This is a genomic window from Vibrio phycocola (assembly GCF_053850235.1).
This window is the reverse complement of the sequence record NZ_JBSQDJ010000006.1, coordinates 418,071-444,205: the sequence shown is the minus strand read 5'-3', so window position 1 is coordinate 444,205 and position 26,135 is coordinate 418,071. Positions and strand designations below refer to the sequence as shown.

22 protein-coding genes and 1 CRISPR repeat array (1 of these 23 only partly in view) are annotated in these 26,135 nt (G+C 43.8%); of the genes, 8 read left to right on the top strand and 14 right to left on the bottom strand.

Features of this window, described 5'->3' with window-relative positions; translation table 11 throughout:
• The first annotated feature begins 155 nt into the window (after positions 1–155).
• The 5 genes from ACWU4D_RS10985 (at position 156) to ACWU4D_RS10965 (ending at position 5,274) form a co-directional block, all read left to right on the top strand.
• The gene (locus ACWU4D_RS10985; RefSeq protein WP_456051468.1) at positions 156–1,217 is read left to right on the top strand and encodes a polyamine ABC transporter substrate-binding protein; all 1,062 of its coding nucleotides are present in this window, start codon (positions 156–158) and stop codon (positions 1,215–1,217) included.
• 68 nt (positions 1,218–1,285) lie between these two features.
• On the top strand, positions 1,286–2,410 hold the full coding sequence (locus tag ACWU4D_RS10980) for an ABC transporter ATP-binding protein (RefSeq protein ID WP_456051467.1): 1,125 nt from the start codon (positions 1,286–1,288) through the stop codon (positions 2,408–2,410).
• Positions 2,407–3,297 carry an ABC transporter permease gene (locus ACWU4D_RS10975; RefSeq protein WP_456051466.1) on the top strand — a complete coding sequence of 297 codons (891 nt, stop codon included), beginning with the start codon at positions 2,407–2,409 and terminating at the stop codon, positions 3,295–3,297. Before ACWU4D_RS10980 ends, ACWU4D_RS10975 begins: the two co-directional genes overlap by 4 nt.
• 9 nt (positions 3,298–3,306) lie before the next feature.
• Complete coding sequence (locus ACWU4D_RS10970; protein WP_456051465.1) at positions 3,307–4,146, top strand: ABC transporter permease; 840 nt, start codon at positions 3,307–3,309, stop codon at positions 4,144–4,146.
• A gap of 18 nt (positions 4,147–4,164) precedes the next feature.
• Complete coding sequence (locus ACWU4D_RS10965; RefSeq protein WP_456051464.1) at positions 4,165–5,274, top strand: DmpA family aminopeptidase; 1,110 nt, start codon at positions 4,165–4,167, stop codon at positions 5,272–5,274.
• Between the two features lie 115 nt (positions 5,275–5,389).
• On the opposite strand, the gene betA is transcribed toward ACWU4D_RS10965, so the two are convergent.
• Positions 5,390–7,069, bottom strand: a complete 1,680-nt coding sequence (gene betA, locus ACWU4D_RS10960) for a choline dehydrogenase (RefSeq protein ID WP_456051463.1) — start codon at positions 7,067–7,069, stop codon at positions 5,390–5,392.
• Positions 7,070–7,974: 905 nt separating this feature from the next.
• On the opposite strand from betA, the gene ACWU4D_RS10955 reads away from it, so the two are divergent.
• Together ACWU4D_RS10955 and ACWU4D_RS10950 are read left to right on the top strand one after the other, a co-directional pair.
• The gene (locus ACWU4D_RS10955) at positions 7,975–9,003 is read left to right on the top strand and encodes an amino acid ABC transporter substrate-binding protein (RefSeq protein WP_456051462.1); all 1,029 of its coding nucleotides are present in this window, start codon (positions 7,975–7,977) and stop codon (positions 9,001–9,003) included.
• 128 nt (positions 9,004–9,131) lie between these two features.
• Positions 9,132–9,887: an aspartate/glutamate racemase family protein gene (locus ACWU4D_RS10950; RefSeq protein ID WP_456051461.1), complete on the top strand. Its 756-nt coding sequence runs from the start codon at positions 9,132–9,134 to the stop codon at positions 9,885–9,887.
• A gap of 100 nt (positions 9,888–9,987) precedes the next feature.
• Here ACWU4D_RS10950 and puuE read toward each other — a convergent pair whose 3' ends face one another.
• From puuE to ACWU4D_RS10915, 7 genes are all read right to left on the bottom strand, one after another.
• The gene (puuE, locus tag ACWU4D_RS10945) at positions 9,988–10,899 is read right to left on the bottom strand and encodes an allantoinase PuuE (protein WP_456051460.1); all 912 of its coding nucleotides are present in this window, start codon (positions 10,897–10,899) and stop codon (positions 9,988–9,990) included.
• Between the two features lie 42 nt (positions 10,900–10,941).
• Entirely contained in the window at positions 10,942–11,658 is a 717-nt protein-coding gene (locus tag ACWU4D_RS10940) for an aspartate/glutamate racemase family protein (protein ID WP_456051459.1), read from the bottom strand.
• 6 nt (positions 11,659–11,664) lie between these two features.
• On the bottom strand, positions 11,665–12,387 hold the full coding sequence (locus tag ACWU4D_RS10935; RefSeq protein WP_456051458.1) for an ABC transporter ATP-binding protein: 723 nt from the start codon (positions 12,385–12,387) through the stop codon (positions 11,665–11,667).
• 3 nt (positions 12,388–12,390) lie between these two features.
• Positions 12,391–13,173: an ABC transporter ATP-binding protein gene (locus ACWU4D_RS10930; RefSeq protein WP_456051457.1), complete on the bottom strand. Its 783-nt coding sequence runs from the start codon at positions 13,171–13,173 to the stop codon at positions 12,391–12,393.
• Positions 13,173–14,141, bottom strand: a complete 969-nt coding sequence (locus ACWU4D_RS10925; protein ID WP_456051456.1) for a branched-chain amino acid ABC transporter permease — start codon at positions 14,139–14,141, stop codon at positions 13,173–13,175. The genes ACWU4D_RS10930 and ACWU4D_RS10925 overlap by 1 nt, the downstream gene beginning before the upstream one ends.
• 4 nt (positions 14,142–14,145) lie before the next feature.
• Entirely contained in the window at positions 14,146–15,015 is an 870-nt protein-coding gene (locus ACWU4D_RS10920) for a branched-chain amino acid ABC transporter permease (RefSeq protein WP_456051455.1), read from the bottom strand.
• Positions 15,016–15,084: 69 nt separating this feature from the next.
• Positions 15,085–16,272, bottom strand: a complete 1,188-nt coding sequence (locus ACWU4D_RS10915) for an ABC transporter substrate-binding protein (RefSeq protein ID WP_456051454.1) — start codon at positions 16,270–16,272, stop codon at positions 15,085–15,087.
• 324 nt (positions 16,273–16,596) lie between these two features.
• On the opposite strand from ACWU4D_RS10915, the gene ACWU4D_RS10910 reads away from it, so the two are divergent.
• Positions 16,597–17,283 (top strand): GntR family transcriptional regulator, encoded by a 687-nt coding sequence (locus ACWU4D_RS10910; RefSeq protein ID WP_456051453.1) that lies wholly within the window; start codon positions 16,597–16,599, stop codon positions 17,281–17,283.
• Here the strand turns inward: ACWU4D_RS10910 and ACWU4D_RS10905 are convergent.
• Genes ACWU4D_RS10905 through ACWU4D_RS10880 form a run of 6 tightly spaced genes read right to left on the bottom strand, consistent with a single transcriptional unit; the run spans position 17,278 to position 24,380 of the window.
• Positions 17,278–18,513: an allantoate amidohydrolase gene (locus ACWU4D_RS10905; RefSeq protein ID WP_456051452.1), complete on the bottom strand. Its 1,236-nt coding sequence runs from the start codon at positions 18,511–18,513 to the stop codon at positions 17,278–17,280. The genes ACWU4D_RS10910 and ACWU4D_RS10905 overlap by 6 nt on opposite strands.
• A gap of 19 nt (positions 18,514–18,532) precedes the next feature.
• On the bottom strand, positions 18,533–19,765 hold the full coding sequence (locus ACWU4D_RS10900) for a pyridoxal-phosphate-dependent aminotransferase family protein (protein WP_456051451.1): 1,233 nt from the start codon (positions 19,763–19,765) through the stop codon (positions 18,533–18,535).
• On the bottom strand, positions 19,755–21,332 hold the full coding sequence (locus tag ACWU4D_RS10895) for a gamma-glutamyltransferase family protein (RefSeq protein WP_456051450.1): 1,578 nt from the start codon (positions 21,330–21,332) through the stop codon (positions 19,755–19,757). Before ACWU4D_RS10895 ends, ACWU4D_RS10900 begins: the two co-directional genes overlap by 11 nt.
• On the bottom strand, positions 21,329–22,513 hold the full coding sequence (locus ACWU4D_RS10890; protein WP_456051449.1) for an amidase: 1,185 nt from the start codon (positions 22,511–22,513) through the stop codon (positions 21,329–21,331). The genes ACWU4D_RS10895 and ACWU4D_RS10890 overlap by 4 nt, the downstream gene beginning before the upstream one ends.
• Positions 22,514–22,524: 11 nt before the next feature.
• A complete protein-coding gene (locus ACWU4D_RS10885; protein WP_456051448.1) occupies positions 22,525–23,526 on the bottom strand; it encodes a bile acid:sodium symporter family protein in 1,002 nt (333 codons plus the stop codon).
• A 35-nt stretch (positions 23,527–23,561) separates the two neighbouring features.
• Positions 23,562–24,380 (bottom strand): MurR/RpiR family transcriptional regulator, encoded by an 819-nt coding sequence (locus tag ACWU4D_RS10880; protein WP_456051447.1) that lies wholly within the window; start codon positions 24,378–24,380, stop codon positions 23,562–23,564.
• A 364-nt stretch (positions 24,381–24,744) separates the two neighbouring features.
• A CRISPR array of direct repeats spans positions 24,745–26,135; the repeat unit is 29 nt; unit sequence CGGTTCATCCCCGTGAGTACGGGGAACAC (it continues 1,811 nt past the right edge of the window).

Here is a 26,135-nt window from a genome sequence, read left to right as displayed (position 1 = left end):
ATGATTTTTAGTGAAAAATAATTATGTTAGAGGTGTAACATATTATGATATTGAAATAATAACACCAAGGAATACAATAATTTTAAGGTGAAATTTTCAGTATTGATTCAGATTCCATCTACACATTTACTCTTGTCACAAGGAAAGGTGCCTATATGAACATCAATTTTTTTGGAAAAAAACCAGCAAAGCTATTAAAAGTTTGCAGCCTAGCGGTCGCAGTATCATCTGTATTAATGTCTGCACATTCACAAGCTGAAGAAACACTCAACCTGTATAACTGGAGTGAGTATATAAACCCGGAAATAATCACAAAATTTACTGAAGAAACAGGCATCAAAGTAGTGTTAGATACCTATTCTTCAAATGAAGAGATGCTTGCGAAACTTCAAGCAGGAGCAAAAGGGTATGACCTTGTCTTCCCATCCGTTCATATGCAAGACATCATGACCAAGCTTGACCTACTCGAGAAAACCAATATCAACGAATACTCGGGCTTCAGCCATATTGATAAAAGCTTTCTTAAAGCGAAACTCGATCCTAACGGCGAATATTGCTTACCTTATGCTTGGGGTACCGTAGGAATTGTTTATAACAAAAAGCTCGTTCCTAGCCTCGACTCATGGGAAGAGTTCTTTGCGCTCCCTGAACAAGGTAATAAAATTGCCATGCTGAATGATATGCGTGAAGTCATCGGCGTAGGGTTAATCACACATGACAAAAGCGTTAACTCCACCGATCGCGACGACTTAACACTCGCAAAAGACTACATCATTGAACAGAAGCCAAACGTTTCATCCTTTACTTACGACAGTATCCCTCTGGTTAAATCTGGCGATCTCGCGGCTGCTCAATGGTATGTTGGCGCAATGTTGTATGTCCAAGAAAGTCCTGAAGAACTTGCTTACGTCATTCCTAAAGAAGGCGCGACTATGTATCAGGAAAACATGTGTGTTCTAAAATCTGCACCTAATAAAGCTAATGCGGTTAAGTTCTTAGAGTTCTTCACTCAGCCAGAAATTGCTGCAATGAATGCTATCCAGCAAACCAATGGTACTGCGAATAAAGACGCCATTGCCCTACTACCTGATGAACTGCGCAACAACAAAATGATAAACCCACCAGAAGACGTTCGTGCAAAATTACAGATATTTGAAGAGCTTGGGAAAGGAACCAAGCTTTATGATCGAATCTGGACTCAAATCCGTACGAACTAAACACTCTGTTTTGGAGCGGGATTTTTCCCGCTCTATCTACCGAAATTCGCTGTATAGAAGGTGACTCAATGACTTCCCCACAATTTAGTGAGTATATTCGCATCCGACGCGCACATAGGCAGTTTGCTACTCCCGAAGGAAGTATCATCAAAGCGCTCGATAATATTGATTTACGCATAGCGCAAAACGAATTTATTACGCTACTTGGGCCATCAGGTTGCGGTAAAACCACGCTCTTGAAAACCATCGCTGGATTTGAACGCATTGATTCAGGCGACATACGCGTTGACGGTGAATCGATTGTTAATCAGCCACCGCACAAACGCCAGGTCAATACGGTTTTCCAGTCTTACGCTCTTTTCCCTCATATGTCAGTGGAAGACAATATTGGCTATAGTTTAGACATACGAAAAGTGAACAAAACCGAGCGTAACCAACGCGTCAATGAGATGTTAGAAATGGTTGGCCTAGCCGGCATGGGGAAACGATTTCCTTCACAATTATCCGGCGGACAACAACAGCGAGTTGCTCTAGCACGCGCTGTCATCAACCGTCCAAAGTTACTTCTTCTGGACGAACCTTTATCGGCTTTGGATAAAAACCTGCGACTGAAAATGCAGCTTGAATTAAAGCGCTTACAGACCGAGCTAGGCATTTGCTTTATTTTCGTGACACACGATCAAGAAGAAGCCCTCACAATGTCTGACCGCATTATTGTGCTTAATGGCGGTAAAGTAGAACAAATCGGAACGCCAAACGAAATTTATCACCGCCCGCAAAATGCATTTGTCGCTCGCTTCATCGGAGAGAGCAATTTATTTACCGGAGCCATCACTGAAAAATACGATGATCATACGGTTGTCGATTGCGACGGCATCACATTATATGCCCCCCCAACAACTAATGAGATCGGTACTGAGCAGCAAATTCTTATTCGCCCTGAGCAATTGTCTTTGAAACAAGTCGAACAGAGTTCTGACTCGCACTACCTAACAATGACAATCCAACAAGTGGTGTTCGTTGGCACGGATTATCAACTTCACGGCACATTATCCAATGGGCAAACGATTTCGGCACTGGTGCGCAAAGAAAACGACCACTATTCGGTCGGACAAGACATTCAACTTTATTACCGCACTTCAGCGATGCACATCCTTTCCTCAGTTCAATCAGAAGAAGTGGAACTCGCATGAAAACACTATCACGTAAACAGCTAACCATATTAGGTTTACTCAGTCCCACATCGTTGTTTCTATTTGTATTTTTCATTATCCCTCTACTAACAATGCTAACGTTTAGCTTTCTCGAAGCTGGACTGTATGGCGGAGTAGAATGGAATTTCTATCATTGGAATTACGGTAGAATATTTGGCTGGGCTGACGGCTTTTATGAAGAGTTCGACAGTGTCTATTTAGAAATATTTTTACGCTCAGTTGGGTTGGCACTGGTTACGGTTGTCTGTACGTTTGTTATTTGTTATCCGGTCGCATTCTGGATGACGACACTTTCCCCGAAAGCAAAAGCGATGTTCGTACTGTTAATCACACTGCCATTTTTTGTCAGTATGATCGTCAGGCTGTACGCGTGGATTTTAATCCTAAGAGACTCTGGATTTGCCAATCAATTTTTGCAATGGTTAGGCGTAATAGAGCAACCAATAAGCCTTATGTTTACCGGAACGGCGGTCATCATTGGCATGGTGTATATATTTATTCCATTTATGTTCCTGCCCATTTATTCGAGCGTAGAAAAGCTTGATAAGACACTCATCCAAGCCTCTCAAGACTTGGGCGCTTCCCCCATTACAACATTTCGACGCGTCATTTTTCCGATGACCTTACCCGGCGTCGCGGCAGGATCTCTATTGGTCTTTATTCCAAGTTTGGGCAACTTCGTTGTACCCAATCTACTTGGAGGCTCAAAAGTTATCATGATCGGGAACATGGTTGAGCAGCAATTTCTTTATGCTAGGAATTGGCCATTTGGTGCGGCGCTATCGATGGTTATCACCTTCTTTATGCTCATTCTTCTTGCTTTATATGTGTATCGTTCAAGACCGAACAATACGGACAAAAACTAGGGACAGCACATGAAAAAATCAACGCCTTTACATAAATTATTGTCCATATATAGCATTTTGTTTTTTGTATTCCTTTATGCTCCGGTTATCTTAATTGTCGTTTATTCATTTAACGCAAACCCCATTAACATTATGATTTGGGAAGGATTTACGTTCGACTGGTACAAAACTATATTTGGAATGCAGACAGAATTCACGTCGGATTCAAGATATGTCGATTCGACCAGCCAACTGCTCCATGCACTAACGAATAGCCTTATCGTTGCGTTATGTGCAACGTGTATTTCTACAGTATTAGGGACGAGTACGGCATTGGCCATCGCTAGATATCGGTTTAAATTTCAATCTTTTTATCGACTATTAATGTTTACCCCAATGGTGATGCCTGACATCGTACTAGGCATTGCGCTTCTTATCTTCTTTGTCAGTATTGGGTTTTCCCTCGGCACTACCACGATCATAATCGGCCATTGTACGTTCCTAACCAGTTATGTATTTGTCGTTGTTAGTGCTCGCTTGGCAAACATGAATCCAATGCTAGAAGACGCTTCATCCGATCTTGGTGCAAATGAATGGGAAACCTTTAAACGCGTTACGTTACCGTTAATTTTACCCGGCATCATTGGCGGCGCACTTCTCAGTTTCATTATTTCAATGGATGACTTGGTGATCACCTATTTCATTAGCGGCGTCGATTCAACCACTCTACCCGTGTTTATTCTCGGGATGATCCGACGCGGAATTAAACCCGAAATAAATGCAATAGCGACTTTGATGCTGATATTTTCCATCATCGTGGCAACCGCTGGAATTTATTTCAAAGCAAAAAATGGCCCCACACAAAAATAAGAAAAATGGAATTTTGGTATGAAACACACGTTACGAGCTAGAGAGCTAGGCCTCCCTTTTCCGGGAAAAACAGGGAAATATAATTCGATTACCGACGTGCCTGGAGTCCTTGTGGGCTATAAGACACTCATCAATGACGACCCAATATCGCCCGCTAGAACCGGCGTCACGGCGATTCTACCTCGAGGGTATGAAGATACCCCTAAACCTGTTTGGGCGGGAACCTTTGCCCTAAACGGGAATGGTGAAATGACCGGAACTCACTGGATTCAAGACGGCGGTTATTTTACTGGGCCAATCATGCTCACCAATTCTCATGGTGTCGGCATCACTCATCATGCAACGGTTAAATGGATGATAAATAAATATCGAAAAGAGTGGACCGAGAATCACCTTTGGTCGATGCCAGTCGTCGCAGAAACTTACGATGGTGTCTTAAATGACATAAATGCAATGCATGTCACCGAAAGCGATGCCACGGATGCGCTAAATACGGCAAAAACAGGCGTGATTGCCGAGGGTAACGTAGGCGGTGGTACGGGTATGATTGCTTATGACTTTAAGGGAGGAACGGGCACGTCTTCACGATTGATCGACATTGATGATGAAACATATACCGTGGCGACGTTGGTTCAAGCCAATCATGGTATTCGACCTTGGCTCAATGTGTTAGGTGCGCCTGTTGGGAAATGCCTAGTTGAAGACCGCATCCATGAAAAATCGGAAAAGGGATCGATTATCGTAATCATTGCAACGGATGCGCCAATGGAACCTCACCAGCTACGACGCATGGCCAAACGAGCAGCAATTGGTATCGGCCGAAATGGATCTCCAGGAGGGAACAACTCGGGCGATATTTTCTTAGCGTTTAGTACTGCCAATGAACAGTCATTACCTCAACTATCGGGCGCCTACCGCAACATGGTTAGTTTAAATGATGAGTTGTTTGATGAGTTTTATCAAGCAACCGTTGAATGTGTCGAAGAATCGGTAATCAATGCCATGGTGGCAGCTGAAGATATGACAACCTTCAAACACCCTGAAGAAGCGGTTTGTCGAGCCATTGACCACCAAGAGTTAGCCAATATCGTTAACTCATTTCATCAAAATACCTATACGTCGCTCTAATCGACCTTAGCATTAAAATAAGGGGATACTTGAATTACTTCAGTACCCCTTCTTCCAATAACAAATCAAATACCGCTTGAGCTTTCTCGGTGATTGTTCGGCACTAATGCAAGTTTTATTCTGGCGTAGTATCTCTTTGCTTTTCTTCCCAGTTCTGAGCAATCCAAACTGGAGCATCTATTACGTCCAATAGAGGACGTTTCAAAATATGATCAGCCGCTTTTTCTGCGACCATAATCGTTGGCGCATTTAGGTTCCCGTTGGTTATCGATGGAAAAATAGAAGAATCGACAACTCTCAATTTATCAATACCTATCACACGACATTCTGAATCAACCACAGCCATTGGATCGGATGTATCTCCCATTTTACACGTACACGACGGGTGATATGCACTTTCTACATTTGAACGTACCCATTGATCAATTTCACTGTCCGTTTGCACATTTTGGCCAGGTTGGATTTCTTCATCTCGATAGTTATCAAGCGCTGGCTGACTTAATATCTCACGAGTTAATCGGATGCAGTCGCGCCAATCTTGAATGTCTTCTTCTGTCGATAAATAATTGAATTTGATTGATGGCTGGTCATACGGGTCATTTGATGTAACCCAGACCTTGCCGCGGCTAGTGGGTTTATTCGGCCCCACGTGGACTTGAAAACCGTGTCCATCAAATGCCGCTTGACCGTCATATCTCATCGCAGCAGGTAGAAAATGATATTGAATATTTGGCCATTTCAATCCAGCTCGAGAACGAATAAACGCGCACGATTCAAAATGGTTAGTGGCTCCTAAACCTTTTTTAGTCAAAATCCACTCGGCTCCAATCATTCCTTTGCTTATGAGATCTATCTTGCTATTTAACGTTATTGGCGATTTACAACGATATTGAAAATAGACTTCTAGATGATCCTGAAGGTTCTCGCCAACCCCAGGTAATTCTTTATGAACTTCAATGTCTGCTTGTTCTAGTACCTCTTTAGGGCCGATTCCTGAAAGCTGTAACAACTGAACCGAACCAATCGAACCCGCTGATGAGATCACTTCTTGATCGGCGTAAGCTGTGCTTATTTTTCCTTTTTGCTCAAACTCGACTCCAACAGCAACACCATCTTCAATAACCACTTTACGAGCGACAACATGCTTGATAACCGTTAAATTGGTGCGCTTAATCGCTCGCTTTAAATACGCATTCGATGTAGACGCGCGCACACCATTTTTAACCGTCATATGCATAGGGCCAAATCCCTCTTGCTGATAACCGTTGTAGTCCTCGGTCACGGGGTAACCCGCATCTTTACCCGCATCAATAAACGCTTGATATAGCGGGTTCAGCTTCATTTCATTGCCATTACAGGTTGACAGCGGCCCGCTACCGCCTCGATAAGTTGACTCACCATCACTCCAAGTTTCAGCGCGCTTAAAGTAAGGTAAACAGTGACTGTATCCCCATCCAGCCGCACCGTGTTCTTGCCACTCATCAAAGTCGCATGCATGCCCTCTGACATACACCATGCCATTAATCGACGAACTGCCACCTAGTACCTTTCCACGGGGACAATGTAATTTACGACCATCTAACCCACTTTCACTCAATGACTCGAATTGCCACGCGTATTTTGGAGTGTTCATGGGATAAGAAAGCGCAGTCGGCATTTGAATGAAAATACTGCGATCAGAGCCACCGGCCTCGAGTAAGAGAACTGAGTTTTTTCCTGATTCAGTTAAACGATCGGCAAGTACACAACCTGCCGAACCTGCCCCTACTATGATGTAATCGTATCGATTAGCCATTTACAAATATGCTCCTTACTAATACGGACTCTCAAAGCTTCCCAGCCTGATAAATACGCGTTTTGTTTGTGTATGATTAAAGATGAGCTCACCCAGTTCTCTCGATCAACTCTAAAATGTCTGTAACCACCCGTGACCATTTCAGCGGAGAGTTATTCCAAATCTTATTCCAACACCTTCTAGCGTGAAGTTGATAGAGAACGCGGTGAGCTCACGATATATTTTGAGTTAATACCGCACCAGCTAAGCACCATAATCACTGTTACTGTGTGGATACTTGCTATGAGTCTACTATCCTCGGATCATTCAAGATGCTGAATTTGTTGTCAAGACAGGATCATGCTAAACCAGAAGAAAGTGATATTATAAACCTAATTATTAGCTCAAGTTTTTCTTATAAAAAAAGGCAAGAGCTCAAAGTTGTTGATTCTTTATTTATAAGCGGCAACCTATTTTAGGCGAGTCGGTTACTACTGCACGAGAACAGTAACCAAATACCTATATTGTGCCATTTAAGGCAAGCGCCAACTCGGTGCTTTACCCTGTCATACCTTGAATTTCTCGTATTATTTTTAAGAATCATTCTTTAATTTGACGCTGATTAGAAACCAAATTAATACGTTCATTAGCATATGTCACCGCCGTAAAATCACTCTTTGGCATAACTCTCTAAATCACTAAAGTCGTGCAGTTCTGCACCATTTACTCTTTGTTTCAACTTCGGCATTCTAGCTTGAAAGACACGAAAATAAACCTAAACAAAATCAATGAATTAATATCAAATCATAGTATTTATCTATAAATACTGCGTTACTTTCTAGCAAGGTTATATAACAAAACTCCGTCTAGAAGGGATTTATTGATTAAACATTTCTTTTTAAACAAACGTCAGGAAGGATCCTCATATGAATTTCAAATTTAATGCCCTAACGACTACCGTGATATCGTCGTTATTACTTATGTCGAGTACTGCTTTTGCTGAGACTTCGACACTCGACAGAATTAAACAAAGTGGGTACTTAACATGTGGCGTGAGTACTGGGTTACCCGGATTCTCGAACCCAAACTCAAAAGGCGAATGGGAAGGCTTAGATGTTGGATATTGCCAAGCACTTGCGGCAGCAGTGATCGGCGATAAAACCAAAGTGAAATACATCCCACTCACACCAAAGGAACGATTTACTGCGCTACAGTCAGGCGAAGTCGATGTGCTCTCTCGCAACACTACTTGGACTTATACCCGTGATACAGCCCTCGGCTTGAACTTTGCCGGTGTCACTTACTACGATGGTCAAGGGTTCATGGTATTTAAAGATTTGGGGGTAAGCAGCGTTGATGAACTCGACGGGGCGTCGGTTTGTGTTCAAGCTGGTAGCACTACAGAATTAAACTTAGCTGACTATTTCCGTAGTCATGGAATGTCTTACCAACCCGTTGTATTTGATACACCAAACCAGACTAAGAAAGGCTTTGATTCCGGACGATGTGATGTGTTAACGACCGATCAATCTGGATTATATGCCCTGCGCTTGGAACTGGAAGACCCATCTAACGCCATCATTTTGCCAGAAATAATCTCGAAAGAGCCACTTGGCCCAGTAGTACGTCAAGGCGACGATAATTGGCTAAATATCACTAAGTGGACGCTGTTTACAATGATTAACGCGGAAGAATATGGAATAACGTCTAAAAACGTCGATCAAATGAGAGAGTCGAACGATCCAAATGTTAGACGCATATTAGGTGTTGAAGGCCCTAAAGGTAAACCACTGAGTTTATCAGATGATTGGAGCTATCAAATTATCAAACAAGTTGGCAATTATGGTGAGCTATTTGAAAGCCAAGTCGGATCGGGTTCTCCACTTCAAATCGCCCGTGGTGTTAATGCACTTTGGAAAGATGGCGGCTTTATGTACGCACCACCAATACGCTAATGATGCTCCAATAAGAATATGTGGCGCAGTCTGAATCGACTGCGTCACAAAACAATGAATTAACTGATTAAAAGATTTAAATTGAAGCCTACCATTTCGCTTTAAGTTCGGAGCTTGGAGAAGTCACATTGAGAAAAATCGGGATAATCGGCGGCTTAGCTTGGCCCTCAACCATGGATTACTATCGCCTATTGAATCAAAAAGCTAACCATCACTTCCAGCAAAAAGGGGAGCCAACCCCATACTCAACAGTGCCGATGGTGATTGAATCGTTAAACGTCAACGAACCTAGAAAGATTCGTGGTGAGCAGGGGAATGAAGCATCATGGGTAGAACATGATTCCTATTTTCGAAATGTATTTGAGCAGTTAAAAAGATCAGGAGCCGAGCTCGGCGTCATTGCCAGTAACACCCCTCATACAAGATTGCATGGTATATCAAACGGACTCGACCTTCCGATTATTAGTATCTTAGAATCAACCGCAAACACGGTTGCTTTGAATGGTGGTCAACGAGCGCTCGTATTAGGTACTCCCTTAACCATGAGCAGTCAAGCTTATCCCGATGCATTAAAAAAACAAAATATTTCATCCATTGAAGGAGTATCGGACGGTGAAGTTGAGCGCTTATATGCGTTGATAAATAGCGACCTTCATACCGACAATATTGAGCGCTCACGCGACTATTTGCTCGAATTGAGTGAACGCTATATCTCAAATAAAGAATCGGATTTTGTTTGTCTCGCCTGTACAGAGTTACCCTTAGCGTTTCCTGAATACCAAGATGACGCTTTTTTTCGTTTTCAAGGCATTGGTTTCATTAACACCACGGTTGCTCACGTTGAGCACATATTAGACGCAGCGTTGTCGAACGAAAATGAATAGATTTGGGTAATTCAATATTATCCTTTGCAACAAAGGCATACATTAAGGTATGCCTTTGATAAATATGAAATACTTGTTGACTATGTATCCAGAATGAACACTACATCTGTCGAGCTGCATATCTGTTAACCCAATGCTCGGCTATTTGCTCTCGGGTGGCATACCAGACATCGGGGAAGGTCTTGGTGTATTCGATGAAACGTCTTAATGCGGCCAATCGTGCTGGTCGGCCAACCAATCGGCAATGTAGACCAATATTCAGCATTTTCGGGCCATCTTCCCCCTCTGCGTACAGTTCATCAAAAGCATCTTTTAAATACTGAAAGAACTGCTCACCACTGTTGAACCCTTGAGGTGTCGCAAAGCGCATATCATTAGTATCAAGGGTATAGGGAACCACCAACAACGGTTTTGAATAATGATTGTCCCAGTATGGTAAATCGTCTGCATAGCTATCCGAACAATAAAGAATGTCGTCACGTTCGGCGATAAGTTCAAGTGTATAAGGACTCGTTCGTCCGGTGTACCACCCTTTCGGTTTCTTACCCGTCACTCGCTGATGAATCTCGATGGCTTCTTCAATATGGGCTTTTTCTTGTTCTCGGGTAAAGTCTTGATAATGAATCCAACGAAGCCCATGACTTGCAATTTCCCAGTTTGATTCGAGCATCGCTTTCACTGCATCGGGATTTTTTTCTAATGCTGTCGCAACACCAAATACCGTCACTGGAATCTGCTCTTTATTAAACAACCGATGAAGACGCCAGAACCCTGCACGGCTGCCATATTCGTACATCGATTCCATGCTTAAATGTCGGTCTTGATAAGATTCGGCTCCGACGATTTCCGACAAAAATTTCTCGGAACCCTCATCACCATGGAGCACACAATTTTCTCCACCTTCTTCATAATTGATCACAAACTGTAACGCAATTTTTGCCTGATTAGGCCAATTAGGGTTTGGCGGATTCTCTCCATATCCGATTAAATCTCTTGGGTAACTATCGCTCATAATTTATTCCTTTTATGATCTTACCTAACTAACTTATCCGTTCTAGTTAGTGTTGAAATGACAAAGTTTGTGCTCCGGTGGCGGTGCATAACCTCCCTTCCGTGTCGTTTTTAGATTTAACCTAATCAAGCTCTCACATAGACTTACAGCACAGGTAACACCATCTAATACTGGTAATGAAAAACGTTCACTTAGTAAATCAGCCAGATCCGTCATTCCAGCGCAGCCGAGTACTATCGATTCAGCTTTATCTTCATCAATGGCTCGCTTAATTTCTTGAGCAATAATTTCAATCGCATCCACATTACCATCTTCAAGACTAAGCACTGGTATTTCAGAAGAACGAACTCGGATGCACTGACGTTCCATTCCATAGCGAAGCAAGTTATGTTCCAAAGCTGGCACTGATCGATTTAGTGTGGAAATAACACTGAATTTATTTGATAGCATTGATGCTACTCGGTAAGCCGCCTCCCCAATACCAAGAACGGGTTTTTCCGTTACACATCGAGCTGCATCTAAGCCGGTGTCATCAAAGCAAGCGATAACAACAGCATCAAAATTCTCAGCCTCTCTTATGGCCTGTAACATCCCTGGCAGAGACATAGCCTCGTCATAGTAACCCTCTATGGACACAGGCCCCGATGCAGAAGTTACAGCCATAATCTCAGTTCCAATTGACGCCACTTTCCGAGCTTCGGTCGCTATTTTCTCTGTCATGCTCTTAGTCGTATTTGGATTAACAATAAGAATTTTCATGATGCTTTAGACCTCTCCCCCTAAGTATGCAGCCTTGATTCGGTCGTCATGAATCAACTCTTTTGACGCACCCTCTAACACAACCTTACCTGTAGAAAGTGCATATGTTCGGTTTGAGATAGACATAGCCATACGGCTATTTTGCTCCACCAACAACACACTTACATTCTGATCTCTTGAAATAGAAACAATAGAACGAGCGATGTCCTGCACAAGCTTTGGCGCAATCCCTAGGCTAGGCTCATCGAGTAAAAGTACCTTAGGATCAGCCATCAAAGCTCGTCCAATCACCATCATTTGCTGTTCACCACCAGACAATGTACTGGCTTGCTGCGAATACCGTTCACGTAGTCTAGGGAAACGTTCTAGCACACTATCGAGAGTACGAGCGATTCCGGCTTTATCGGTACGTGTGAACGCCCCCATCAACAAGTTGTCCTTAACAGACATATAGGGGAAAACACGACGCCCTTCAGGAACCATTGCAATACCTCGCTTAACAATCTCAGCAGCCGGAGTGCCATCAAGTCGCTCTCCGTTATACTGGATTGACCCTGATTTAATTTGATTAAGCCCTGTAATCGCACGCAAAATCGATGATTTTCCAGCGCCATTCGCACCAATTAAGGCCACGGTTTCCCCTTCATTGAGCGATATAGAAACACCTTTTAACGCATACACATGTTCATAGTAGAGCTCAACATTTTCAAACTTTAGAATTTCGTTCATCTATCAGATCCCCACTGCAGCATCTTCAGAACCCAGATAAGCTTCGATAACCTTCGGATTATTTTGAATTTCCAATGGTGTTCCTTCGGCAATTTTTTCCCCGAAGTTAATCACGACAACACGATTTGAAATCTTCATCACAGCAGGCATATCATGTTCGACTAAAAGCACGGTGACCCCACGCTCATCTCTAAGCCTCTGAACAAGCTCAACCATGCGCATCGTCTCATCGTGATTCATCCCAGCAAACGGTTCATCCAATAACAGCACCGCGGGATCGGTTGCCAAGCCAATGGCCATTCCCAACACTCGTAAATGCCCTTGCGGTAAATTCAAGGCAAGTTCATTCGCGATAGATTCGATACCAAGAAACTCAATAAGTTGATCTGCTGACTCTCCGAACTTTTTCTCATCGGATTTTGCAAGCTTGGTTCCAAAGAAAAAGCCAAGCAATGAAGCGTTAGAACGCAAGTGGTGAGAAACAATAATATTTTCCCGAACAGTCATTGAACGAAAGATCGTCGTTTCCTGAAACGTTCGAACAATCCCCCGACGAGCCACAATATGTGGTGCCATATTGCTAACCCGCTCTCCTCGCAAAAACACTTCCCCACTACTGGTTTTTAGAAATGAAGAAATAAGCTTGAATAGAGTCGACTTTCCTGCACCATTAGGGCCAATAACAGATAGGATTTCTCCCTTATTAACCTGAAAACTCACGTCATTTACAGCAGTAAGTCCACCAAAATGCTTGGTGACTCCACGGATCTCAAGTAGTGGTAACATTAGCGCTTCTCCTTACGTTCCAGCAGGCTTAATACTCCATTTGGCAACACCAGCATCAGTAAAATAAGCAAGCTTGAATAGATAAGCATTTGATACTCACCTGTTGTAAACAACAGGTCCCAACCGAAGTAAAGCATGAGTGTTCCCAACATCGGACCGAAGACATATCCAAGCCCACCGAGAAAACAGTTAAGCATGAAATTAATGCTGTCTGCTATTTGGAATGATGAAGGATAAACAGATTGGGTAATTGCAACAAAGCTAGCCCCAGCAATACCACCAAAAAAAGACGATATAGAGTAAGTTAACACTCTCAAATAAGTGATGTTTACGCCGATTGATGATGCTAATTCTTCGTTTTGTTGAAGTGACCGACAAAGATGACCTAGTCGAGAATGAACAATACGCCAAAGCACCAAATATGCGAACACCATCATGGTCACAGCCATGATATAAAATGAAATTTTGGGGTTTTCAAATGTACTAAAATCTGGAATAAGTGTTAGACCAAATACTGTAAGTGCCTCGGGTAACGGAATCGAGGTGATTCCTTTTGCTCCTTGGGTAATAGGAAGGGCCAATGCCGTTAATCGCATCACTTCTGTCAATACCAAAGTAACCATCGCAAAATAGACACCACGTAAACGTAAAATCGGTAAACCAATAAATACCGAAAGTACCGCACAGAATAGACCCGCTATCGGTAGTGTTACCCAAAAATTCAATCCCGCTTGCGTTATTAAAATGGCAGAGACATAACCGCCAGCCAATGAGTACGCTCCTTGACCTATATTAATGCGTCCAATATAGAAGGTAAGCCAGACGCCCGCTGAAGATATGGAAAGAAGTGCCACCGATGTAAGCGTATAATAGAAATCGGTACGTCCAGTAGCGGTAATAATCAGTGGAACAACCAAATATATCGCAGCAAGAAAAATACACAGCCGTGTTAACATTGTTTTATTCATTTAATTAACCCCATGGTTTGCCCATAAGTCCATGCGGACGTATGACTAAGAAAACCATCAAAGAAGCAAATATAACGAGGTAAGTAACATCACCGTATTCAGACAGTACGGATAGGCCAACGCTTTCCATCATGCCAAGAATAAAGCCACCAACAATTGCACCAGGAATAACGCCTGCGCCACCAATCATGATCATAATGAAAGCTTTCGTGGACGCTGGACCTCCCATCCCTAGGTTGATGCCTGTGATACTTACGAGCAATCCACCAACCAAACCAGCAAGCATTGCCCCTAAAGCAAAGCCTATCATTTGATATCGATCGACATCGACACCCATTAGCGTCGCTGCAACTTTATCTTGAGCTAGCGCTCGCATAGCACGACCAGTTTTTGAGTAATGCATAATAAAAATAAAACTAATGATCATAGCAATCGCCAAAAGGCCAATTACTATGCGGTCATAGGGTATAATGATTCGAAAATCCCAGTTAAAGACACCATCGATAATTTTAGGTATGCCGCGCTGCTTCTCACCAAAAATAAGCAGAATAATGGAATCGAGAAAAAAACCAATACCTGCTGCGAGCAACATGGTGCTCTCTTCTCGTTTTGATTTTTTGATAACAGGTCGGAAAAGAAAACGCTCAATCAAAGCACCAACAACAGCTAAGATAAATGCCGAGAGTATCAAGCCTATAATAAACGGAAGTTCAAACTGAGAGACGGCAGTGTAGGTGACAAATCCGCCCAAAACATACATCTGGCCATGGGCAAAGTTAAGCACATTCATTAACGAAAAGATGAGTGTTAACCCCAAGGCTATTAATGCATATTGCGCCCCCAAGTAAAGGCCATTAACAATGATCTGTTCCATACACATTCCTTTGTAAAAAAAGCAGTGGCACTAAGTCGTGCCACTTAGTTGGAATCAAATCGAAATTGACTAATCAACTTGCGCAACGAATAAGGTTGTAAACTCACCATCTTTGTAGGTGTTTACAACCAAAGGTACTGATACCTGTCTTTTCTGACCAAATGAACTCGTCCCAACATATTTCAATTTAGCGTCACCCACCATATATGGATTTGGTGCTTCAAACGTGTCCATTGTTTCTTGAAATTCAGTTACATCCATAACCGCAGATGGGTTTGCTTTTAATGTTTCTAAAATATACTCAAGTGCGTATACCTTAGTATTAGATTCGTCATTGTATTCACCAAACTTAGCGGTATAACGCTCAACAAATTCACGCATATTGTCCGACGCTAGTTCTGGTGTCGATGCCCCACCAACTGAGATAAATCCGTTGGCTAAATCACCGGCACCTTCTTTGAGAACATTTGCATCCTGAGCTGTTTCAGTTGAAATGAGACCTTGATAACCTAATTCACGAGCCGAACGAATTAGCTGCGGGGCATTTGCTGGAGAGACGCCAGATAGAACCATCAAGTCAGGCTGAGATTTGATGACGGGTAATAGAACGGGGGTAAAGTCAGTGGTATCAACTTGATAAGTAACATTACTGGAAACTACTTTAAGACCAAGTTTTTCAGCGGCTTTAATACCACTATCGCGTTGACTCAATGGATCTGATTCATTAGCGGCTACAAATGCAACATTCTTGATACCACTATTTTGAATTAAATAAGAATAGATAGCTGGGCCGGATTGATAGTTTGCCACCATACCTAATACCGCGTTAGAAGCAGGTGCAGTATATAAAGATTTAGGAAACGCGTAAGGAAAATACATAATACCTTTTTGCTCTGCAACGGGTCGTACCGCCGCAGCGCCATCATCAACATTTGGACCGACAACATAGTGAATGCCTTCCTGTGCCATTTTTTCCATGCCTGCGATGGCTCGTTTAGGATCTTTTTGGTCATCAAACGCAACAATTTCAATATCATAAGTGGTTTCACCAATAGTGACACCACCAATTTCATTGATCCAATCAGCGCGAGTCTCCATTGAACGTTGATTGGAAATACCCCACGAGGCAGCAGGTCCAGAAGTCACCCCAACAAAACCAATTTTAAGTACTGGATTTGCAGCAAAAGTGGCGGTTGTCATTGCGATACTCATAGCACCGGCTAATAAACCTACTTTAAAAAAATTACGTTTTTTCATGTACAGAACTCCTTTGTTGTACTTATACCAGTTACTAATCTCCGACTAGCATTTCCATACTTCAAACTGGCACTCATTATATTGATAACAATAAGTCGTTAAATTGTTAACAATCCTCGTTAACAATATGCAATAGACATACCAAACAATTTAAAATTTAAAAGCCCATATTATAATAAATAAATTCAATTACTTACCTGTCAACTCAATACATGAAGTTCATAAGAAGTTGTTTCAATAGTAAAAATATCGTTTCCATTCTCCCCATTTCTGCGCATACTGATCTAAAATAAAGCAGCATTAAAAGATTAGGAATCATTCAACATGAATAAAACACGTGCCGCTGACTCTGTAGAAGAAGAAGCTATCGTTGAACAAATTTATCAAGCTATCATTGACCAACGTTTAACCCCTGGAACTAAACTTTCGGAATCTGATTTAGGTAAGGCCTTTAACGTAAGTCGCATGAGAGCTCGCAGAGCTATATTTATGCTCGCAGACAGGGGACTTATTAATCGATTACCTAACAAAGGCGCTTTTATTGCTCGTCCTAGTGCCAAGCAAGCACGGGATATTTTCGATATGAGATTAGTAGTCGAACCACCAATAGCGCGTCTTGCAGCAGAAAGAACCAAAGCTAAAGATTACAAACTACTCGACAAGCATTTAAAGAAAGAATCAGCCGCGCGGTCTAGTCACAATCGGCGCGAATCGATACGACTCTCCGGTCAGTTTCATACTCTTCTTGCAGAGTTAGTTGACAATGATGTAATGGTACAGGTCGTTAAAGATCTAGTGACACAATCATCACTTATTATTGGTATTTTCGACTCTACCGGTGCCAGCGCATGTCGAGACGAAGAACATGCTGAATTAGTTGAAGCAATACGCGCTTCTGATGGTGATCTTGCCCACGACCTAATGCAAAGTCATATCCGTCATATAAGTGAAAATGTTGATCTAGAAAGTTGCCCTACAGAAACTCTCGACATTGTTAGCTTATTTTCATAAACAATCATATTTAAAACCACGTACCATCTCGATAAAACAACTCAGTGCAACTTGCACATCTGACGTTGTTACCTGTTCTCGTGGATTATGACTAATACCTTTTTCACAACGGACGAAAAGCATGCCGACATTAGTTAGATTGGCGACAGCCATAGCGTCATGGCCAGCGCCGCTTGAAAGAAAGAGCGCAGAGTCGCCAGTGATCGTTTCTACCGCACTGGCCCACTTTTTCTGCAAATCTTCGTCACATGAAACAGCGGATGCCTGATAGATATTCTCGCTTGTAAAGCCTAGATTCCGCTGATGGGCAATCTGCTCAATTTTATCTAAAAGTCCAACCGTGCACGCTTCAAGTTTAGATTGTGACGAACTGCGAATATCAATAGTGAAGTTCACTTCACCTGGTATTACATTTACGGCGCTAGGAAGCACTTCACACTTCCCGACGGTAGCAACGATATCGTGTTGCTTTGCATACTCTTCGATGCTGTTAATCATTTCGGCAACACCGCAAAGCGCATCTTGCCTCAGACCAATAGGCACTGTACCCGCATGGCCAGCCACCCCCTTAACCTGACATTGAAAACGCTTTGCTCCTGCAATACCCGTGACTACTCCCACGGCAAGGTTTGCCGCTTCTAATACTGGGCCTTGTTCGATATGAACTTCAAGATAGGCTTGGATATCATCGGCCACTCTCGCATCATGGCCAGCCTTATTCGGCTCAAGTCCAAAATCACGCATTGCTTGTGACATTGTCACACCATTCGCATCGTGAATGTTCAACCACTCTGTTTGAAAGCAACCAGCAATTGCACTGGAACCTATGAGCGTGGTATTAAAACGCGTGCCTTCTTCATCAGCGAAAGCCACCACGTCAATATGAAAAGGAAAGGTTTCCTCCGACAACACGGCCAGTGTTTCAATCCCTAAGATAACACCCAAATTACCATCATATTTCCCAGCGTTGGTCACTGTGTCACTGTGAGACCCGAGGATCAAAGTTGGCTCTGTGGGGTTGGGTGATACTTTGCGTCCCCACTGGTTTCCTACACTGTCTTCCCATGTTTCTAATCCGGCTTGTCGCATCCAAGTGGCTATCTGGTCATGTGCCGCGCGATGTTCTGGGGTGAGATACGCACGGGTTAACTCTGTTGGGCTTTCACTGAAAGAAGCTAAGGTATCTGCCTGCTCCATCAACCGCACCGCTCGACTTTCCATTGTCATCATAAGCACTCCTTTGTCGATATTAACAGTACAGCTCCATCGCCGCGGCAACACCTTGGCCTTGAGAGATGCTCGCTTTATGTTTAATCAAAATGGCTTCTAGAGCGGCTAAGGTTGTTAACACGCACTCTTGTCTCGCGTTGTAACCCATTGTTCCAATTCGCCAAATCTTGCCATGTAACGGGCCGAAAGACGTCCCAATCTCGATGCCAAAGCGATGCAGTAATTCCAAACGTACCGCATCACCATCAACGTTATCAGGAATATACACACCAACTACATTGTTCATCTTGTAGCTTTGATTACCGAATAACGCTAACCCCATCGCTTGAAGACCTGCCGCCATGGCATCTCCGGCTTGTCTATGACGAGCAATGACATTATCTGCACCTTCTTCAAGAAACAATCGTGCACATTCGCGAGCGGCATAAAGCATGCTCGTTGCTTCTGTATGGTGATTTAATCGCTCTGGGCCCCAATAATCCATGATCATCGCCAAATCAAAATAGTTTGACTGAATCATCGCATCTTCACCCTGCGTATGATGATCGGCACGAATACCTGCTTCAATGTGTTTACGGCGATTAATCACCTCCGCGCATTGCTCACTTAACGTAACTGGCGCAGAGCCTGATGGGCCTCCGAGGCACTTTTGCAGCCCAGCAGAAACGGCGTCCAAGTGATACTCATCAATTTTTAGTTCATTCCCTGCGATAGAAGCAGTCGCGTCGCAATAAAATAGAACCCCATGACGAGCACAAATTTCACCCATTTCTTTCAGCGGTTGATTCATTGTCGTAGACGTATCACCTTGAACGGTCGCAAGTAATTTAGGTTGAAACGATTTAATCGCAGTTTCCACTTTCTCTGGTGGGCACACTTCGCCCCATTCAATATCGATGGTCTTTACGATCGCACCAACTCGCTGCGCAATTTCACACAACAAGTGACCGAAACGACCAATCACAGGGATCAGAACCTTATCTCCCGGCTGCAATATCGATACTAAGACCGCTTCGATACCCGATCGCGCAGTACCATCGACCAAAAATGTTTGCTGGTTTTTCGTCTCAAATACGTCACGATAGAGCGACTGTACTTGATTCATGTACCCAGTCATCACGGGATCGTATTGACCAATTAACGATTGAGAGAGTGCTTGATGAACACGCGGATACGCATTGATTGGCCCCGGTCCCATAAGGATACGTTGCGGTGGGTTTAGGGTTTCAAATAGATTGGTTTTATTGCTCATCTTGCTCTCCAACTAACCAGCAGCCATCACTACGCGGATCACTCGTGGCCTCTGCTTTTCCATGTGTATCAATCACGATCGCACCAGCGTGACCCATCAATTCATTTTGATCATCTACATCAATGACGTCATGGCCAAGGTGTGATAATTCGGTTCCATATTTTTCATACAAAGTACGTTCAAGCCGTAAATTATTGGTGCTATCGCCCCACGTTCTCCCGAGTAACCAACGTGGCTGCGCAACGGAGTCTTCTAATGAGAAGTGTTGATAATGATAACGACTAAATAAACAGGCTTGGGTTTGCGGCTGTCCTTCTCCACCCATGGTTCCATATACCATTCGGCGACCATCAGCGAGTTTCGCATAGGCTGGGTTTAAGGTATGAAATGGCTTTTTCCCCGGCGCTAAAACATTGTGGTGATTGTCATCCAATGAAAAGCTCTTGGCTCGAATATTCCAGACAATGCCAGAACTAGGCAGTACTACACCTGAACCAAACTCCCAATATATGCTCTGTATAAAACTCACCATCGTGCCATATTGATCCGTTGCGCCCATCCATATCGTGTCTCCTGGTTCAGCTTGATGTGGCCACGGTAGCGCTTGTTCCAGTGATATTCGACTGACGCACTCTTCAATTTCTTTATCGCTGAGTAATGATTGCAGCGGTTGAGATAGACAATCTTCATCACACACAATGCGGTCGCGAATAATGAATGCTTGCTTTGTGGCTTCAACGAGAAGGTGTATATGGTCTAGCTCATTTTGGGCACGCTTCGCTAACCGATCGTAAATGGCCAATATCAATAGCGACGCAACGCCCTGAGTAGGAGCTCCAAAATTGAATAGCGTCCCTTTTGATATTTCGACGCTAAGTGGTGCCATCAGTTTCGCTTGATGACTGTGGAAATCCTCTAAGCAAATTGGGCTGCCCGCTTCTTGCAGCTCCTTGGCTGCTATTTCGGCAATCTCACCACGATAAAAGTCATCTAATCCATGTTTAACAAGCAATGAAAGCGTATCAGCCAATGCGCTATTAGTAACCACATCTCCTTTATTCAAGGGCTGGTTCTCATTCAAGTAGATATCTGAAAAGTGTTCAAGTGCACCTAGCCGCTGCAAAGTTTTTTCACTCGCATCAACCAAGCTTTGGGTCACTTCAATCCCGTTCCTAGCCGCTTCAATAGCGGGTTGCAGTAACGTGCCCAGCGGCAATTTTCCAGCATCTATTTCTAGAGCTTTTTCCCAAGCTGAAATCGTTCCCGCCATAGTGATTGCAGCCTCGCCACCAGCTTCAGGAAGCTCAGTAGATTTTTCACGGTACGCGTCTACATCGACGTTAATTGCGGCTGCGCCACATCCATCAATTGCAATAGGTTCATTCCCTTGTTTAGAGACTAACCAGAAACTGTCGCCGCCAATACTGTTCATATGTGGATACTGCACGGCAATCATCGCAGCCGCAGCGACCATCGCTTCACTTGCTGTACCGCCTTGATCGAGGATTTGCTGACCTACTTCTGCGGCTTTATGGTGAGGAGCGGTAAAGGCAGTTTGATAGTTCATTCGCTCTCTCCTTCAATCAAGGCTTCACCAGTGACAATTAGTGAATTCTCACTGTTCGCCCCCCCCAAAACTGACACCCCACAAGGCCCTTCATTGAGCGCTTTCATCGGCAAATGCAGTTGAGGTAATCCACTTAGTCCTGCGATACTGGTTAACCCCATCAAGTGAGAACGATACTCCGCCAGCTCCTCTTCTGTTTGATCTAGACTCGGTGGTCCAGAAGGTGTGGTTGGGATAATCCATAGCGAACCAAGTTGTTTCATTTGTCGGTTCAGCACCTTCTTGAAATCGGACTGTTTTTTCTGTGCTTGTACGTATTGTTCACGAGTAATGCTTTTCGCCCATATCACTCGCGCCATGATCGCAGGATCCAAACTTCGACCATTGAGCTCTAACCAGGAACCATGCTTTTCAATAATTTCAAAGCCTTGTATAGTACGAAACAGCAAACTAAGCTCTTCCAAAGACCAACCGTTATCGGCCAAAAAGTCACCATGAATCAATGAGATATCTGCTTGCTTGCACCATTGATGTAAACGACTTGAACGCTCTTGAGTTAACACTTGCGCACATTGGTTATCGAGATAAACAACATTTGCTTTTTTACCCTCAAACTCGGTACTGGAAAGCGTACTCCAAACCTTACTCATCGATGCGAGATCACGGGTAAAAATACCCGCAGTATCAAAGCTTTTCGCTAACTCAAAACAGTTACTCAGGTCTAATCCCCCAAGTGTCGGCCTCAGTCCAAAGAGCCCACAATAACTTGCAGGAACACGAACTGAGCCTCCAGTGTCAGTTCCGATTGAGACATCGCTGTCACCATTGGCGACCGCAACCGCACTGCCACTGGATGAGCCCCCAGGAATACACTCTGGAGCGGCTGGGTTAATCGGTGTACCGTAATGAATGTTCTGCCCATTCAAGCTATAGGCAAGCTCGTCGGACTGAACTCTGCCGCAACAAAATGCGCCTTGTTGCAACAGCTTTTCGATCAGTGGCGATGTACTTTTTGCTTCTTCATGAGTCGACAACCAGACGGGGTTCCCGGCTCCCGTTTTATATCCTTCCACATCAAACAAGTCCTTAAACACAAAGGTCATACCCGATAAGCAGCCGCAGCCCGTTTCGGTAATAGTCAATGGCCCTTGCTGACAATAAATCCGAGAGTCCTTTCTCATATAACCTCCACTTACTTGCTAATCGCAGAATTCAATTCGTCACTCTGCTTGGCATAACGATTGGCGAGTATTGCGCAATAGAAAATCTGAATAGGGTGATAGAGCATTATTGGGAGCAAGATCATGCCCAGTGATGGATCGGCTCCAAATATAACCTTTGCCATTGGAATTCCTGCCGCGAGTGTCTTTTTCGTACCACAGAATACGGCCGCAACTTCATCAGGAAGCGAGAACTGCATTCGTCGACCTCCCCATTGAATCAGGTGAACCATGCACAGCAAAATTACGACGCAAATCACGATTGCGATGGCGAGTAACTCAATCGAAAACTCTTGCCATATTCCATTAAAAACCGAATCGCAAAAGGCGTTATACACAATGGCTAAAATGACATACTTATCCAGTTTACCGACAATGCCTTTATGTTTGTTCGCCAGGCCAATCAATTTAGGACGTAACAACTGACCGACAACCATAGGAACCAACAAGAGCTTTGCGATGGAGATAACCGAGGCCATTAAATCAAGCTCTACTCCCTCAAAACCCATAAAAATCTGAATAAACAGTGGTGTCAGAAAGACCCCTAGAATACTTGAAAGCGATGCGTTAAAAATCGCCCCCGGCACGTTGCCCTTACCCACGCTAGTCATAGTGACAGAAGATGAAATGGTGCTCGGCAATACCAGCAGGTAACAGAAACCAAATGCCAGAGCGGCCGGCATATAAGCAATAAATGCGTTACCAAAAAGAATCCAAATCAAGGGATACACAGCAAATGTCGCAAGCTGAACGTAGATATGTAGCCGCCAGTTCGCGACACCCGCTTTAATCGCGCTTGGCGATAAACCAAGACCGTGAAGAAAAAAGACCAGTGCAATACCGATACTGGTGAGCTGGTCAAGATGGATAACGCCACCCGACCGACCGATTTCCGGAGTCAGGCTCGCCAAAACAATCGCGACGACCATTCCAGATAGAAACCACTCTTTTTTAATTTTTTGTAATATATTCATTTCACTACTTCGTTCAGGTTTATGGTAATTCGTTGCTATTCAATCTCGTTTAGCTCGGAATAGCTTTGAGATATTCGGTGACTCTGCTTAACTGCGTCCTTACCGAGATGCCGGAATACTTTGTTAACCAGATAGGAAATCAAACTCATGAGAGCAGCGTAGCTATCCAATGGGGTATCATTGTTCATATGACAAATAATAACATTGCTCATCCTGTCCGCGTATTTCTGCCCCGATTGATCCGTAATTAGCAAGCTTGGTTTATCTGCAAGGTAGTTAACAATGCTCTCAAATTGACGGGTTCTACGACGAATTCCCAGCAAAATGACAAAGTCATCGTCACCAATAGAAACCAAGTCTTCGCCTATGGTCTGTCCCGGCAATGGTAAAAGATCGACATCTGGACGACATTGCAGCAACTGTTCACGGAAATGCATCGCCAACGGATAACTATTCCGGTAACCAATCACTTTAATGCGCTTTGCCCTGCTGATGCTATCAATGATCATCGACACATCGGTTCCCACAAGTTGTGTCCACAAACGTTCAAGTGCCCGCATATCATGCTGAATGTCTGGGTCTTCAACGTCCGATGTTAGAACTGGGGTTCCTTTCTCTCTCTCCTCAATCAATTCTTGACGAAGAGCAAGGTGGTCATCATAGCCCATCTGCCGAATAAAACGACTAACGCTGGTTTTAGATACGCCACAAGAATCGGCGATCTCTGCCAATGACAACATCAGTATCTTCTCTGGATGCAATTGTACGAAGTCAGCGATACGGCGACTTGTATCTGTTAACTTTGAGTACTGCTGAGTGATACGTTCAATTAAAGAATGATGGTTATGTGTCATTAAATTCCTCGATGTAAACTAAACCTCTACTCACACAGCACCAAATTAGCCTCTGAAGCCGATGATCATTAAGAGAGTCTTTCCGGTGTTACAATAACATTGAGGCTATAGGTTGTATCACAAATATTTCCACAATCATGAAACGATTGAAACTTATTGTTAATAGTTAGCAACGTTTGTACCACAAAATGAACTTATTTTTATCTTTATAAAACAGACATATAAAGTATAACGATAAAAACAACCAATCTAATGCAAGGATAATATGGCGAGTTTGGTGCGAATTTATCCGAAATAGGTGCAATTGAAATATCGAAATTGACCGTAAGTTCAGATGAGTAAAATACCTCACAAAACTTGGTTTCGGTTCATCCCCGTGAGTACGGGGAACACAGCGTTGAAATCATCACCCGCTATAATAAAGCCGGTTCATCCCCGTGAGTACGGGGAACACGTACAACAAGATCATGAAACAAGGCGCGATAGCGGTTCATCCCCGTGAGTACGGGGAACACTTTTCAATGCGTCAATTTGGGCACTGAGTTGGCGGTTCATCCCCGTGAGTACTGGGAACACCCACCCGATTTTAACGGGTCATAAACAATAACCGGTTCATCCCCGTGAGTACGGGGAACACAGAGCGCACTACGTTGAGAAACGCATTTACCGCGGTTCATCCCCGTGAGTACGGGGAACACCTGGGACGAAAAGAGGGAGGGATCGGTTGTTACGGTTCATCCCCGTGAGTACGGGGAACACTATGTCGATAAAGCTGATAGGTGGATGACATTCGGTTCATCCCCGTGAGTACGGGGAACACATTTGAATAATCCAAATTAACAAGCTCCTGTACGGTTCATCCCCGTGAGTACGGGGAACACCTGCTAGTATGGATTGTATGGATGTATAAAGACGGTTCATCCCCGTGAGTACGGGGAACACATAATTTAGTTTTTTTCGCTGCCTTAGAAGAGCGGTTCATCCCCGTGAGTACGGGGAACACTGTCATCCCCGTCAATTTTATTACCTTGTTTGAGGTTCATCCCCGTGAGTACGGGGAACACTGCAAGAAAATCTACCGAACCGCAATGAAGAACGGTTCATCCCCATGAGTACGGGGAACACTTCAAGCGCTGTAATCTGAGCAAGTAATTCTGCGGTTCATCCCCGTGAGTACGGGGAACACAAAACGTTACAGTTATCACTGTCATTTGTCAGCGGTTCATCCCCGTGAGTACGGGGAACACATCTGCTGTTGACGCGAATAGCGTTATGAAAGCGGTTCATCCCCGTGAGTACGGGGAACACTCCTTACGCAAGAATGTCATCCATCTTTCTGCCGGTTCATCCCCGTGAGTACGGGGAACACTAATCGCTACTTGCTTAGCGATAGTTTTTAAACGGTTCATCCCCGTGAGTACGGGGAACACATACTCGGGTCATATGGTCGACCCTTATCGTCCGGTTCATCCCCGTGAGTACGGGGAACACTGATAAGCATATATACGATATTTTACGAATAGCGGTTCATCCCCGTGAGTACGGGGAACACTTTATCTGAGCATTCAGCCATTAGATCACGAACGGTTCATCCCCGTGAGTACGGGGAACACCATTTTCTTTGCTTCTTTGAGAAGAGGATTGGCGGTTCATCCCCGTGAGTACGGGGAACACTAGTGTTATGTAACCTTGTGTGGCTACGGCCGCGGTTCATCCCCGTGAGTACGGGGAACACAATTATCCTAGCATAGTTAG

Excerpts from the sequence above, each read along its gene's own strand:
- betA (WP_456051463.1), bottom strand. The coding sequence starts at position 7,069 with ATGGCTAATCGATACGATTACATCATAGTAGGGGCAGGTTCGGCAGGT.
- ACWU4D_RS10980 (WP_456051467.1), top strand. The coding sequence starts at position 1,286 with ATGACTTCCCCACAATTTAGTGAGTATATTCGCATCCGACGCGCACAT.
- ACWU4D_RS10905 (WP_456051452.1), bottom strand. The coding sequence starts at position 18,513 with ATGATGACAATGGAAAGTCGAGCGGTGCGGTTGATGGAGCAGGCAGAT.
- ACWU4D_RS10965 (WP_456051464.1), top strand. The coding sequence starts at position 4,165 with ATGAAACACACGTTACGAGCTAGAGAGCTAGGCCTCCCTTTTCCGGGA.
- ACWU4D_RS10885 (WP_456051448.1), bottom strand. The coding sequence starts at position 23,526 with ATGAATATATTACAAAAAATTAAAAAAGAGTGGTTTCTATCTGGAATG.
- ACWU4D_RS10970 (WP_456051465.1), top strand. The coding sequence starts at position 3,307 with ATGAAAAAATCAACGCCTTTACATAAATTATTGTCCATATATAGCATT.
- ACWU4D_RS10910 (WP_456051453.1), top strand. The coding sequence starts at position 16,597 with ATGAATAAAACACGTGCCGCTGACTCTGTAGAAGAAGAAGCTATCGTT.
- ACWU4D_RS10920 (WP_456051455.1), bottom strand. The coding sequence starts at position 15,015 with ATGGAACAGATCATTGTTAATGGCCTTTACTTGGGGGCGCAATATGCA.
- ACWU4D_RS10955 (WP_456051462.1), top strand. The coding sequence starts at position 7,975 with ATGAATTTCAAATTTAATGCCCTAACGACTACCGTGATATCGTCGTTA.
- ACWU4D_RS10895 (WP_456051450.1), bottom strand. The coding sequence starts at position 21,332 with ATGAACTATCAAACTGCCTTTACCGCTCCTCACCATAAAGCCGCAGAA.
- ACWU4D_RS10940 (WP_456051459.1), bottom strand. The coding sequence starts at position 11,658 with ATGAAAATTCTTATTGTTAATCCAAATACGACTAAGAGCATGACAGAG.
- ACWU4D_RS10900 (WP_456051451.1), bottom strand. The coding sequence starts at position 19,765 with ATGAGCAATAAAACCAATCTATTTGAAACCCTAAACCCACCGCAACGT.
- ACWU4D_RS10880 (WP_456051447.1), bottom strand. The coding sequence starts at position 24,380 with ATGACACATAACCATCATTCTTTAATTGAACGTATCACTCAGCAGTAC.
- ACWU4D_RS10915 (WP_456051454.1), bottom strand. The coding sequence starts at position 16,272 with ATGAAAAAACGTAATTTTTTTAAAGTAGGTTTATTAGCCGGTGCTATG.
- ACWU4D_RS10890 (WP_456051449.1), bottom strand. The coding sequence starts at position 22,513 with ATGAGAAAGGACTCTCGGATTTATTGTCAGCAAGGGCCATTGACTATT.
- ACWU4D_RS10935 (WP_456051458.1), bottom strand. The coding sequence starts at position 12,387 with ATGAACGAAATTCTAAAGTTTGAAAATGTTGAGCTCTACTATGAACAT.
- ACWU4D_RS10925 (WP_456051456.1), bottom strand. The coding sequence starts at position 14,141 with ATGAATAAAACAATGTTAACACGGCTGTGTATTTTTCTTGCTGCGATA.
- ACWU4D_RS10975 (WP_456051466.1), top strand. The coding sequence starts at position 2,407 with ATGAAAACACTATCACGTAAACAGCTAACCATATTAGGTTTACTCAGT.
- ACWU4D_RS10985 (WP_456051468.1), top strand. The coding sequence starts at position 156 with ATGAACATCAATTTTTTTGGAAAAAAACCAGCAAAGCTATTAAAAGTT.
- ACWU4D_RS10930 (WP_456051457.1), bottom strand. The coding sequence starts at position 13,173 with ATGTTACCACTACTTGAGATCCGTGGAGTCACCAAGCATTTTGGTGGA.
- puuE (WP_456051460.1), bottom strand. The coding sequence starts at position 10,899 with ATGAGCGATAGTTACCCAAGAGATTTAATCGGATATGGAGAGAATCCG.